Below are 13,576 nucleotides of genomic sequence, written 5' to 3'. Positions count from 1 at the left end.
GATTGACAAACTCAATCAGGCGTTCTTCGCCAAATGCCTCAGCGCTGGCCGACAGGACCTCGGTGACACCATCGGAATACAGAATCAGGGAATCCTCGTTGCCCAGCGTCAGTTCAATGTCCTCAAAATCATCGAGGTCGAACAAACCCACAGGATACCCGCCACCGCCCAGCACTTTGGCGGGTTGTCCGACTGACAACAGCAAGGGGGAGGGATGGCCGGCCTGGCACAGGGCCACCTGTCGATTAACGGTATTGAACACGCCGTAAATCATGGTGAAGTAAGAAAGATCAGATTCGGTTTGCTGAAACAGGCGGTTCAGGCGCGCAACTACATCGCGTGGGCGAGAAATCAAACGCTGACCATCCGGTCCCAGACGACCTTCAAAAACAATGCTGGTGGCAGACCGATCCGCAAACATCTGAACCAGTTGCATGGATTTCACCGCGGCAGGTATGCCATGCCCGGATACATCGAGCAGGTAAAAACCATATACGTCGCGCTGCAATTCAAAAACCTGCAAGTGATCGCCAGACACGTATTTGGACGGCACGGACAACCACTGATAGTTCAGACCCTGGAATGGGCTTTGTATTTCGGGTAGGAAACTGCGTTGAAGGCCAGACACCGCACGGAGATCTTGTGCAATCACATCGTGGGCATGTGCCAGTTCGTCTGTTTTGCGGGCGAGCTGCGCTTGAAGTTCAATTCGGCGAACGGCCGACTGCAAGCGTGCTTCCAGTTCATTGCCATCTACAGGCTTGGCGAGAACATCGTCGGCACCGGCATCCAGCGCCTTGATCAAGAACTCTTCATCATTCTGGGCAGACATCAGGATGATGTAGGTGTACTGCCCCAGGTCCAGCTGGCGTAAGGCTGCACACAATTCAGTGCCCTGCATGCCAGGCATTTGCCAGTCCGCCAGCACCAATTGGAACCGATCACGTTCTACAAGTTGGATGGCCTCTTGACCGCTGGCTGCAAACTCAACCGGATATCCCCACCTGGCTACCATGTGAACGAAGAGGTTTCGCTCTACCACCGAATCATCAACAACCAGAATTCGGGGCAGCGGCTTGTTGGGATTGTGGTCCGTCACAGTGGATCAGGCCTGCTGCAGAAAGGCGACTGCCTTGGGCATGTCGTCCAGCAAGGAAAACTGTCGGTCCATGCGAGACAGCTCGAACATCATCCGCACGGATTTGTTCATCCCGACCAAAGCCAGCTTGCCCTGGTGGTTGGTGATGTTCTTGAGCAAAGCAACCAATGAACCCAAACCGCCTGAGTCCACCAGCTTGACTGCACCAATATCCAAAGCAAATTTCCGCGTGGAGTCCAGCTTGGAGACCACCGCGTTGCGGATGATGGTTCCCACAGCACTGTCCAATCGAACTGCGTCAACACGCAGCACGAAAACATCCCCCATCTCTTCTGTCGAAACCATGTTATTCGCCCTAAACTGTTAATTCTCTTTTCTGAAAGTGTGCTCTTTTCGACACTTCACGCAATAATTGTATAAAACAAGTTCCACAAACTGAGCATATACAAAAACAATAGGATAACGTATGAACTTGTGCTGCATGCTTTTTAAAAGATTGACAAATATTGTTCCATTATTTCCGAGGACATTGATTTAAACAGGCCAATTACAAAAACCTGTTTTTGTTCTTACATTCAAGTCGACCAGCGAAACCACTTATGCGACACCTTCTATCCCTAGCGTTATTCCTATTCTGTCTAACTGGGTACTCACAAGACAGTAAAGGGCCCACATCGACTTCTACCAATTCGGAAATGGCCCCAGCCATTGAACGAACCCGAACGTTGACCTTTGCCCAAATGGGGCAGCCAAACGGGGTTCGGCTAAGCGGGGTCAACCGCTTTGTTGACCTGAATTCGGGTATTCGCCTGGACGAATTGGTGACTCGCGCAAGCCTGAGCCTTCGGGTACTGTATCCGCAGGGTATGCGTCACGATCAATCATTTGTTCGTGTTTACGTCAACAACCAGCTTTCAGGCCTGTCCCAGTTGAGCGCAGCACGCGCCGGTGTGCCGCACACTGTTGAAATTGAATTGGATCCACTGCTTTTTTCCGATTTCGCGACCATTCGAGTTGAATACGACGGCACCTACGACAGTGAATGCGTGGACCCAGGCAACCCAACCCTGCGTTTTGACATTCGCCCGGAGAGCACGTTAACGATTGGATCTACACCGCTGAATCTGGTGAATGACCTGGCGCTGTTGCCAGCGCCATTTTTCGACCCTCGCGACAACCGAAAACTCAGACTGCCGCTGGTATTGCCAGTGGAGCAAACTGATGCCAGCTTGAAAGCCGCCGGCATTCTGGCCTCCTGGATGGGTGCGCAAGCTTTTTACCGTCAAGCCGAATTTGAACTGCTTGACTCGGCATCGCCAACACGCCACACCATCATTCTGACCAAAGGCAAGAAAATGCCGGAAGGCATGAGCGAGGCCGATATTGAAGGTCCTTCCCTGATGATCGTGAGCGCCAAGGAAAACCCTTGGGTCAAACATTTGTATGTGATGGGGCGAACCGATGAGGAGCTTTTACAGGCTGTATATGGCTTGGTCATTGAAGGCCAGGTGCTCAGCGGACAAAAAGCCCTGGTGAAAAAAGTGGACCTGGGTGCGCCGCGCAAGCCCTATGATGCACCACGCTATGTACCCACCAACCGGCCGGTACGTTTTGGTGAACTGATTGATTTCCCGGGACAATTGGAAGTCAGTTCCGACAAGCCACGCGCCAGCATCAATTTGCGCCTGCCACCAGATTTGTTCAGTTGGGCGGGCCGAAACATTCCGATGGATTTGAAGTACCGATACACGGCTCCCTCCCGTTGGAATGATTCGCTGCTGAACATCGAAATCAACAACTCTCTGATTCAATCCTTCCGCCTGGCTCCGCGCTCGGAACAGGTACAAAACAAAATCAACATTGACCTGTTGGGTCAAGCGGAGTTGACCAGCGAAGAAGCCCTGCAAATTCCGGCCTTCCGAGTGGGTGGCAACAACGAACTGGCATTTGCATTTGGCTTCATGGCTGAAGGTGGTGGCTCTTGCACACGGGTATCGCAAGTAGCGCGCGGATCCATTGACCCCGAATCAACCTTGGACTTCTCCAATCTGCCCCATTACACCCGCATGCCGAACCTGACCGCCTTTGCCAACGGCGGCTATCCATTCAGCATCATGGCAGACCTCTCCGATACGGTCATTGTGCTACCCGCCACACCCACACCGCTTGAAATTCGCTCTTACTTGAATGTGATGGGTCTGTTTGGTCAGTGGACCGGCTTGCCTGCCACACGTACAAGCCTGATTGTTTCTGACAAGCCAGACGGTATTGGCAGCAAAAACTGGTTGGCCATGGGCACCAGCGATCGCCTGGGCTGGCTGAATACAGCCAACATGAACTTGCCCATGGTACTGAGTGCCACGGAACGCAGCATGGGCCTGCCTCCCGCCATTCAGTGGTTGAAAGGTTTGTGGCAAAGCGACTCGGAGCTACAACCAGGTGACAACGCACGTGCATTGATTCAAACCGCTGGCTCGCTGGGCGCAATTATGGGTTTTGAGTCGCACCTTGCGCCAAAAAAGGCTGGCCTGGTCGTCACCGGCACGGACCAAGACAGTTTTGAACGCGCGGTGGCGGCATTGTCGGACTACGGCGACGTCGCCAAAATCAAAGGCAGCGTGAGCCTGATTCGCGGGAACGACATTCAAAGCTACAGCTTGGGCGAAACGTACATTAGTGGCGCACTGCCTTGGTGGCTGCGTCTGCGAATCGCATTTTCTGAATACCCCGCCCTGATTGCCATTGGCGGCGCGCTTGCAGGGGTTATTTTGGCGATTCTTGCATTTGGCTGGTTGTCAGGCCGGGCCACACGGCGCACGAAAGGCAATTGACCATGGCCTTGTGGCGTGATTGTTTGCGACGCATCGGACTGGGCACCCTCCTGCTTGCTGCGACCGCGGCCTGCAGCGCCGCACCCGCTCAAGCCTGGCCCGCCTGGGACGGGTTCAAGAGTGCGTTTGTCAGCGACGACGGGCGAGTGATTGATCGCAGCCAGGAAGACCTGCGCACCGTGTCGGAGGGGCAGTCCTATGCCCTGTGTGCCTTGGTGGCACAAGACCGAAAAGCGTTCGACGCCATATTGCAGTGGACTGAAAACAATCTGAGTGCGGGCGATATGAGTCAACAACTGCCTGCGTGGATCTGGGGCAAGACCGGAGAAAGCTGGGGGGTGATTGATGCCAACAGCGCCTCCGATGCCGACTTGTGGATTGCATTCACATTACTGGAGGCAAGCCGCGTGTGGTGCAACCCCGCCTATGCAGACAAGGCGCGAGCGCTCGGCGAACTGATCCTCAATAAAGAAAGCATGGAAGTCAGTGGCTTGGGATTGAGCATACTGCCTGGTCGCACCGGTTTTGTGCAGGACGACGGAGCGGTAAAACTGAACCCCAGTTACCTGCCACCTTTCATGATGGCTCGATTTGCCAATGCCTGGGCGGACGATACACGTTGGGCACAGGTTTACCTGGCCAGCCAGAAACTGCTGCTGGACACTGGCCGCACGGGCCAATATCCCGACTGGGTGTTGTACAACAACGGTGAAATGCGCTTGCCAGATGATGAGCAACGAGGGGACTACGACGCCATACGCACCTACCTGTGGATTGCCATGAGCAGCGAGAAAGACCCGACTACAGCAGCCTTGCTGAAACAGCTTTCGCCTATGGCTGCCCTGCTATTAAAACGCCAGAATATGCCGGAGTGGTTTGAACCGGTGAGTGGAAAATATTCAGCGGAGCGAGGACCTGCCGGTTTTCAAGCCAGCATGGCACCTTTTCTTCAAGCCATCGGCATGCCCGAGCTTGCCAAAAAATTTCACGGACAAAGCTTGAAAACCTCCAGCAAGGAAGCGTGGCTGAAATACGGTTATTACAACGGTGCCTTGAGCCTGTTTGCTCAAGGCTATATGGACAATTTTTATCGTTTTAATTCACTGGGTGAACTGTTGCCCCGTGGCAAAGAGGTTAAAAGCTGTGGCTAACTGCAAACAAATGTCCCGTCTGCAAGCCTGCAAGCTTGTATTGGCGATTCAAGCCTGCTTTGTTGCATTGCCCTGGGCCTTGCCTGAGCAAGCCCAGGCCAATGTCAATGCACAGCAAACCAATATTCGCGCACTCAGTGAAAAAGGGGTTTACTGGTACGAGCGTTTTCGATTCGACCTCGCAGCGCAGTCATTCAACAAAATACTGTTGATTGAACCTACCAATCCTTCGGCCCTGCGCTGGCAGGGATTGATTGACCTTGCCCGCGGCGATGTACAGGCAGCCAATGTGTGGTTGGGGAAACTTCAACTGTTACACGGAAACAACCCCTTCTCCATTGAATTGCAACAGGCAATTACCCTGGCCTCCGACAAGCGACAGCAATTTGCCGAATTGCGTTATTTGGCAGACAGCGAACAAGTGCCGGGGAATCTTCCCCAACGACTGCAGCAGCTTTTACCGCAAGCACCCTTGGGTGAGGCAGCGGTACAAATTTATCGTTTGATGAACCGCACACCGGATGGACGGGCTTACGCGCGGGCGAAGGTGGCCGAGCTTGCAAAGCAGTATCCGGACGACCGCCGTTACAGAATCCTTTTGGCGGAGTTGGGTGGTGCGGGTGCCAGCACACTGGCCCAAACGCAAACACCATCGACGACCCAAAACCCACGTCGCCCCGGCAGCGTGAACCGAACGACACCCGCGCCGGCCGCTCAAGCACAGCCAATCACAACTGAGGTGACGCAACCCCCGCCCGCGGAACAAGAGGCAACCTCACCCCCAGTGCTGTCCAATTTTGAGCAAGGGCAACAACTGGCTGACCTTGCACAACAACAAATTGATCAAGGCAACAAAACCGAGGCAGCCAGGCTGCTCCAGAATGCAGTGGACCTGAATCCAAGCTACCCATGGTTTCGCTACGACCTTGCGACGCTGCTTGACGACCAAGGCGATGCAGGCAGCAAGCAGGCTGCCCGGCGGGTGATGGACGAGGGTTTGGCACTGGACCAAGGCCAGGAGATGCGATTTGCCTCGGCGCTACTGGCGGCCCGTCAAGACCGAGGCAATGACGCGATTGCATTGATTGATGCCGTACCGCGTGAGAACTGGACCGAAGGCATGACAGCGCTGGAAAAACGGGTGCAATACGGCCAATACCTCGAGGGCCTGCGCACACAAGAGAGAAATGGCGAGTTCAATGCACTGGCCAGCTCGATCACTGCCACACCGAGATGGCGAGCCGAACCCGAAGTACAGGCACTGGAACAAAACCTTCAGCGCAAACGACAAGTACGTTTGCGCATGTCGTATGAAAACGCAATTATTGATGGCGATGAAGGTGTATCGCGGATCGACAGCGACGAAATTCCCCTGCAGCTGGATTTACCGCTTGATTTTGAGCGCACCCTGTTTTTGCGTGCGGACACACTGAATGCGAACTCGGGCCGGGTGAACCCCGCCACCGCCAGCAACTTCGCGAAGCTGGGCACCACCCTGCCCACCGATCCTGCCATCGCCAGCAACCGACTGGACCAGAACTACAAAGGCCATGTGGTCGGTGTAGGCGTACAAACCGAGCAATACCGTGTGGATATCGGCACCACGGTGGGCGATTACCCGGTCAATGACTGGGTGGGTGGCCTGCAGTGGCGCACCAACCTCGGCGAGGGATCGTTGCGGCTGGAGGTGGCCCGGCGCATGGTCAATGGTAGTGTGTTGTCGACCACTGGTGCCATCGACCCATTAACTGGCGAAACCTGGGGCGGTGCCAGGCGCAACGGTGTCAGTGCAGTGTATTACCAGGCGTTCAACCCCACTCTCGATTTTGTAGGCATTGCGCGTGCGAACCTGATTACCGGTGAAAACATACCCGACAACACAGAGTACAACCTGCAAGGAATTGTGGGCAAAACCGTGTTCCAGCGCCCTGGACATGAGGTAGAAGTTGGTGCGTCGCTCTTTTTGTGGTCATTTGAGAAGAACCTGCGGTTTTACACCTTTGGACAGGGCGGCTACTACAGCCCACAAGCCTTTGGTTCGCTGACATTTCCAATCACCTGGACTGGCAACATGAGTGGTTGGTCCTGGCAGGCCCAAGCCCGGGTCGGTGCCAGTGAATCACGAGAAGATGACACTGCACTTTACCCGCTGAACCCGGAACTTGCCGCTGCCGCTGCAGCACAAGGTAACCCTACCTTGCAAATTGGTGGCCCGGGTGGCGGCACCAGCACCGGTTTGCGCCTTGCACTTGAGCGTCAGGTGTTAAAAAACTTTGTCGTGGGTGGCTATTTTGAAATCGATCGATCCGAAGGTTACAACCCCGATCGATTGCAGCTTTATCTGAAATATTCGTTCGGTGACTTTTTCGAATTGAGCGTGCCGCCTGAAGGCGTTGCACCTTACTCGAGGTTTTAAATGATCGACTTGCCCAAGCCCGGAGCCTATGTTGTACGCGCGCCCCATGCGAATCGTTTTTCGCAGAGCTTGGTGCAACACTGGCTGGACTCGCAAGAAGAAACTCCATTCAAGTCTTGCCTGTGGCTGACCGCCAGCCCAAAGAACGAAGTGCGCAGCCTGCTGGAACCTTATTTGCTCAAACGTGCGGGCGCCCCGAAAGGCCTGGATGTGGTGTCCGTGCGAAACTTGTGGGCCAAAGGGCATGCCAAGAACGGGATCCGCCAACTTTGCCGTTCCTTGAATACGCTGTGCGTGTTGAAACCTGCTTTGGTGATCATCGAACATGCTGAACTCTGGTTTGATGACAGCAAAGAGCCCTTAAATCGGCAAAACCCACTGGCTCAAATGCGACTGTTGCATCAATGGGCCCACCATGCGCAGGCCCATGTAGTCACGACCGTACAGGGTGACTTGCCCGAGTGGAGTACTTTTGCCGACGGCCTGGCCGATGTCAGCGACTTTGGCGAATTTGAGTTTCGCCCCTGGTGGCCCAGTCAATGGGGCCTGCAAACCAACCTGTGGAATGACACCAGTGAACTGTCAAAACTGCCCATGCACCATGTGCTCGACAGCACTGTGTTTGGCAACCTGAAGCAACTGGCACAGGCCAGCCACAGCCTTCGCTTCGAGAACGACAAGCAACATGGGATTCACATCCAGACGCATGGCGAGGTATCAGCACAAGATGCCTCCGTGTTGCTGCGCATGGGTGCGGACACGGTGTGGCTGCATGAGCAAAACATGGAAACCTGGTTGGGTCTGGACACAGGGCAGGTCAATAAACCGTCTACGCATGATTACCTCCCAAAAACTCATCTGAACACCTTCTCGCGCGACTTGCATGAGGTGTTCATGCCTGGCCTGTTGACAGTGGTAGCCAATCCGACATTCGCGGCGCAGGGCTTGATGATGTTGCAACTGAGCAAACAATGGTCCATGCATTGCACGTTGACCCGCCTTTCACTGATGCGTCACATGACTGCACAAACGGCGCTTCGCCTGGCCAATTGGTCGCAGGCCACATGTGTGTTTACCGCCACCCGGGAGGCCATTTATCTGCTGAAGATGTGGGACACTGAACCTGATGAAGCCAGCTATCGCCAATGGCTTGAATCGTGTTTCCGGGAAAGCCTGCCCGTACTTTTCAGTGGGGACATTCAATTTTTGGGCGAAGAGACACAAAGTGAATTGCTGGCCGATTTGCACGAAGAACTGGAACCATTGTCAGTGCAAGACCTGATGGGCTCTGACCAGAACGAGTCTTCGAAATTGGCAGAACTTTGGGATGAAACCCCAGAAGCATTGAACCAGAATCGCCCATGGACACAACGCCTGAATGCACTATTGAGTGAGGATGCAAAATGATCGTTCTTGCATTGATAGCGAGTGGTTTGCTGCTGGGCGTTTTGCTCACTATTTTGATAGTGGGCAAAATGATGAAAAACCCGACAACCAGAATCTGGTTAAGTGACTGGGTGAACTGGAGCAACAACCAGTTACCCGACGACTGTTATCAGCTGGTGCGGCATGGCAAATGGATTGCCAGCCCCGATGAAAAAGAGGACGCATGATCATTATTGCTTTGGTCTCCCCCACCGGGGGTGCAGGACGAACCAGCCTGGCGATTGCCACGGCCACCCACCTCAGCATGCTGGGACGCAATGTGACGCTGATGCAGGCAGACCCCGTCAACAACATTGAATTTCAGTTGGGGTTCACCAAACGCAGCAGTCGCGGCCTTGCACATGTCCTCTTGCAGGGCGATCCTCTGGAACAGGTGATGAGCACCAGCAATTCGGACTTCAAGCTGCTGCCTTTCGGTGAAGTGACGATGGCACAGCAATTGGCGATTGACCGGGTATTGATGGAGCAACCCCAACGCCTGACCGAGCTGTTTCAAAAAGATCAGTTTGCTGAAGATGCGGTGGTCATTATTGACCTGCCGCGTTGGCCTGCACCATGGTGCCAAAAAGTGATGGCCCTGTCTGATCTTAATCTGATTACCTTGATTCCGGATTCTGCCTCTATCTTGGGTATCGACGCACTACTTCCACATTTGCTCGAAAGCCGGGGCGCATCGTACTTTCTCATGAACCGCTTCGACTCAGCCAAGGTACTGCATCTGGATTTGTGGACTTTGTGCAAAATGAAACTGAGCCACCGTTTGCTGCCATTTTATTTGCATGAAGACCAGGCACTGGCAGAAAGCCTTGCCGCTGGCCTGGCCCTGGCCGACTATGCACCACGCTCACAGTTGGTGGAAGATCAGCAAAAGCTGTGCAATTGGATTGACACGGAGATCGGATGAGCACCTCATCAAGCTGGATCAACCGACTAGAGCGCCTGCTTGACCTGCGCGAATTTCCGAACCTGAAAACCCGGGTTCGTTTGTTACGCCTATTCCAGGCACTTTGGCTGCGCCCGAATAGTTTAAACAGCGCACTGGAGGCATCCAATGGCCGACAAGGCCGAAGCCTTCCAAGTTTCGTGCTGCATATTGTTGTTGTTGCTCTGCACGATTTGCTGAGCCCGATCACCTATCTGTTCAAGTTTCTGATTCAGCGTCCCTATCGCGCTGTGCGCTTGCAATTCAGCAGATTCACTGACTATGCCGTGCGCGCAGCACGGCTTGAACAGCGAATAGAAAACGCCAGCCACTTTGTGGTGCGCTTCAAATGGTTACGCTGGGCGTTGGGCCTTTCTGCCCTGGCCCTGTTTCTATTCACGGCTCAAGCCTCATTGCCCCTGGCAGGACAATGGATCTTTATCGTGGTGTGCTATCTGTTCGCCATGTTGTTCAAACGCTTGCCCGAGCGCTTTGCCAACTTGTGCCTGATGGCACTGACCATGTTGCTGCTGGCACGCTATGTGTTTTGGCGTTTCACCAGTTCACTTGACCTTGAAAGTGGCACTGAAATTTTCCTGGGTTATACCTTGGTTGCTGCCGAAGCCTACACCTGGATTATTCTGATATTCGGATTCATTCAGACCGCATGGCCCTTGAAACGCAAACCCATGCCGCTGGAACTGAACCTGAATGACTGGCCCACCGTAGACGTGTTCATCCCCAGTTACAACGAGCCTTTGTCCGTGGTGCGCCCCACGGTTTATGCGGCCAAAGGTTTGGATTGGCCACTTGAAAAAATAACGGTCTACATTCTGGACGACGGGCACCGCCCTGCCTTTGAAGAATTTGCAAAACAAGCCGGTGTTGAATACATTTCCCGCCCTGACAACTCCCATGCGAAAGCCGGCAATATCAACTACGCCTTGAAACACACGCATGGCCAGTACATTGCCATTTTTGATTGCGACCACATACCCACACGCTCGTTTCTACAAACCAGCATGGGATGGTTCAGCCGTGACCCCAAGTGCGTGTTGGTACAAACACCGCACCACTTTTTCTCGGCAGACCCGTTCGAACGCAACTTCAACTCATTTCGACAAATGCCCAATGAGGGCTCTTTGTTCTACGGCCTGATCCAAGACGGAAACGACTACTGGAACGCCTCATTTTTCTGCGGCAGCTGCGCGGTGATTGAACGCAAAGCATTGCTGGAGGTGGGTGGCATTGCGGTAGAAACCGTGACTGAAGACGCGCACACCGCCCTTAAACTGCACAGCCTGGGCTACAACAGTGTGTACTTGAACAATATTCAGGCAGCGGGCCTGGCCACGGAAACCCTGGCGGGCCACATTGGTCAGCGCATTCGCTGGGCACGCGGCATGGCTCAAATTTTCCGCACGGACAACCCGATGTTCAAAAAGGGGTTGAGCCTGTTTCAGCGCATTTGCTATTCCAATGCGATGCTGCATTTTTTCTACGGCATACCCCGCATGATCTTTTTGGTCATGCCCATGGCTTACCTGTTTTTTGAACAACACCTGATCAATGCTGCCGCAGTGACCATTCTCAGTTACGCCTTGCCACAGTTGATGATTTCCAGCTACACCAACTCGGTAATTCAGGGCAAATACCGTCGATCGTTCTGGTCTGAAGTGTATGAAACCGTGTTGTCCTGGTACATCATTCTGCCGACTACGCTGGCCTTTATTAATCCGAAACTGGGCAAGTTCAACGTCACCTCGAAAGGCGGCTTGATCGAGAAAAGTTATTTTGATGCGAACATTGCGAAGCCCTACCTGATTTTGCTGTTGATCAATGTGTTGGGCTTTTCAGTGGGTTTGCTTCGCCTGTTTGTGTTCAATACCCATGAAACAGGCACGGTGTTAATGAACCTGTTGTGGTGTGGCTTCAACCTGGCCATTCTGGGTGCGGCCGTGGGTGTGGCAACCGAGTCGGTTCAGAAACATGTACACCACCGGGTGCGAATGGTGATGCCCGCCTTTTTGAAACTGCCCGGAGGCTACACGGTCAGTTGCTACACCGAAGAATACTCAGCCGCCGGGCTGACATTGGCTGTGGCCGACACCTCGGGTATCAGCGAATTCAGCCAGGTGCAGGTTGGCTTGCACCGGGGCGACCGGGAATTCCTGTTCCCGGCCAAAATTCACTTCACTGAAACAGGGCATGTCGAGGCCTTGTTCACCAACCTCACCCCAGAGCAGGAAACACAGTTGATTCAATGCACCTTTGGCCGGGCCGACGCATGGCTCAACTGGCAAGAAGACCAAACGCGTGACCGTGCACTGGGTGGTCTGAAAGACGTATTTGCCAAAGGCATGATCGGTTACGTTCGCCTGTTTGCCTGGCTTAAAGACGGTGCTGTTGATTTGGGCAATCGCCTGATGGGCAACAAGAACCAAACCGAGAAGTGGGAGAACTAGGGCCATGCTGTTGTGGAACCTGTACTTCCTGATCAAGTTTGGCTTGCACTTCGCCGGGCAACTGACCATTAGCCCCTTGTGGAATTTGGGTCTGTTTGCCCTGTTGATTGCCACCAACCCGGCGGCCTATCAGAACAAGCAACTGATGAAGGTACTGCGCTACCTGGTGTTCACCGGGCCGGCGATCGCTTTGCTCTTGCATGAGTTAGGACTGGTGGTGTCGCTGGCGCTGGTTGATCAAATCAAGGCACTGTTCGGTTTTTCCCCAGACTATTTGTGGGAACTGCTCAAGCGTACCATTCAACCCTGGATGCTGTGGGGCGCACTTCTGGGCTTCATGGTAGTGCGGGTGCTGGATCGTTACATACGCATCAGTAGTTGGGTCGGCTTCGGGCTTGTCTGCATCCTGGGTATTCAGGCACTGCCGTTTATTCAAGAGCAGACCCAAACCAACAACACTGCTACCGTGCTTGAACCCCAAATACAGGCGCGTGAAAACTTGTCGCCCGCTGAACTACTGGCGCTCGGCCAAGTCGATTTTCAAAAACTGCGGGTAGCGCGCGACCAGGAAAGTCAAACCAAACTTCGAGACAACGCCTATGAAGGTGCGGGGCCGGGCGCCGTTCTCGCCGGCTTTTTTGAAAGGCAACGCACCATTGCACTGGCACCCTTTGCACCCCAGGCCAGTCCGGATTTCGATGTGATTGTGCTGCAAATCTGTTCGCTGTCCTGGGCTGACCTGCAGTACGCAAAACAGAGCCAACACCCGGTCATTCGGCAAGCCGATTTCGTATTCGAGAACTTCAACTCAGCGACCAGTTACTCGGGGCCAGCCGCCATTCGCTTGTTGCGCGGAAAATGTGGGCAAACACCGCACGATGCACTTTACAGCCCGGCGAACAACAGTTGCATGCTGTTCGAGCAACTGAGAAACGTGGGCTTTGAAGTGGAAATGGGGCTGAATCACGATGGTCGTTTTCAAGACTTCTCAAAACTTGTAAAAACAAACCTGGGTGGCAGAGCCACTGAACTGGTGGCCCATGATGACGTGCCCGCCGGGGTGCAGGCCTTTGATGGCTCACGCGTGGGTCGCGATGGTGATTACCTGCGTGCATGGTGGAACAAACGCGTTCAGCAAAGCGGGCCCGCAGTGGCTTATTACTACAACAGCATCACCTTGCATGACGGCAACCGTTTACCCAACAGCAACCTGAACAGCTTGAACAGTTACCCCTTGCGCCTTGAG

General features: G+C 53.9%; 10 protein-coding genes. 8 read left to right on the top strand and 2 right to left on the bottom strand.

The features are described 5' to 3' along the window. Window positions 1–1,099 (bottom strand): SpoIIE family protein phosphatase (locus tag A0129_RS14485; protein WP_291716094.1); only part of this gene is annotated, 1,099 nt, incomplete at its 3' end. Window positions 1,100–1,105: 6 nt separating this feature from the next. Next, window positions 1,106–1,444 carry an STAS domain-containing protein gene (locus A0129_RS14480; protein WP_291716092.1) on the bottom strand — a complete coding sequence of 113 codons (339 nt, stop codon included), beginning with the start codon at window positions 1,442–1,444 and terminating at the stop codon, window positions 1,106–1,108. A 350-nt stretch (window positions 1,445–1,794) separates the two neighbouring features. Between A0129_RS14480 and bcsB the strand changes: the two genes are divergently transcribed. The 8 genes from bcsB to bcsG all read left to right on the top strand — a co-directional run. Further along, window positions 1,795–3,930 (top strand): cellulose biosynthesis cyclic di-GMP-binding regulatory protein BcsB, encoded by a 2,136-nt coding sequence (gene bcsB, locus A0129_RS14475; protein WP_291716091.1) that lies wholly within the window; start codon window positions 1,795–1,797, stop codon window positions 3,928–3,930. Between the two features lie 2 nt (window positions 3,931–3,932). Then, window positions 3,933–5,081, top strand: a complete 1,149-nt coding sequence (gene bcsZ, locus A0129_RS14470; RefSeq protein ID WP_291716088.1) for a cellulose synthase complex periplasmic endoglucanase BcsZ — start codon at window positions 3,933–3,935, stop codon at window positions 5,079–5,081. A gap of 10 nt (window positions 5,082–5,091) precedes the next feature. Continuing rightward, complete coding sequence (locus A0129_RS14465) at window positions 5,092–7,497, top strand: cellulose synthase subunit BcsC-related outer membrane protein (protein ID WP_291716086.1); 2,406 nt, start codon at window positions 5,092–5,094, stop codon at window positions 7,495–7,497. Further along, on the top strand, window positions 7,498–8,904 hold the full coding sequence (locus A0129_RS14460) for a hypothetical protein (RefSeq protein WP_291716084.1): 1,407 nt from the start codon (window positions 7,498–7,500) through the stop codon (window positions 8,902–8,904). Then, on the top strand, window positions 8,901–9,110 hold the full coding sequence (locus tag A0129_RS14455; RefSeq protein ID WP_291716082.1) for a hypothetical protein: 210 nt from the start codon (window positions 8,901–8,903) through the stop codon (window positions 9,108–9,110). Before A0129_RS14460 ends, A0129_RS14455 begins: the two co-directional genes overlap by 4 nt. Next, entirely contained in the window at window positions 9,107–9,847 is a 741-nt protein-coding gene (gene bcsQ / locus A0129_RS14450; RefSeq protein WP_291716080.1) for a cellulose biosynthesis protein BcsQ, read from the top strand. Before A0129_RS14455 ends, bcsQ begins: the two co-directional genes overlap by 4 nt. Next, entirely contained in the window at window positions 9,844–12,330 is a 2,487-nt protein-coding gene (bcsA, locus tag A0129_RS14445) for a UDP-forming cellulose synthase catalytic subunit (RefSeq protein WP_291716079.1), read from the top strand. Before bcsQ ends, bcsA begins: the two co-directional genes overlap by 4 nt. 4 nt (window positions 12,331–12,334) lie before the next feature. Next, on the top strand, window positions 12,335–13,576 hold a 1,242-nt coding region (gene bcsG, locus A0129_RS14440; RefSeq protein ID WP_291716077.1), incomplete at its 3' end, for a cellulose biosynthesis protein BcsG.

The sequence above is a fragment of the Limnobacter sp. CACIAM 66H1 genome, from assembly GCF_001601825.1.
Lineage (GTDB): Bacteria > Pseudomonadota > Gammaproteobacteria > Burkholderiales > Burkholderiaceae_B > Limnobacter.
Note: the sequence above shows the minus strand (reverse complement) of the source record. Positions and strands in the feature narration are given on the sequence as shown.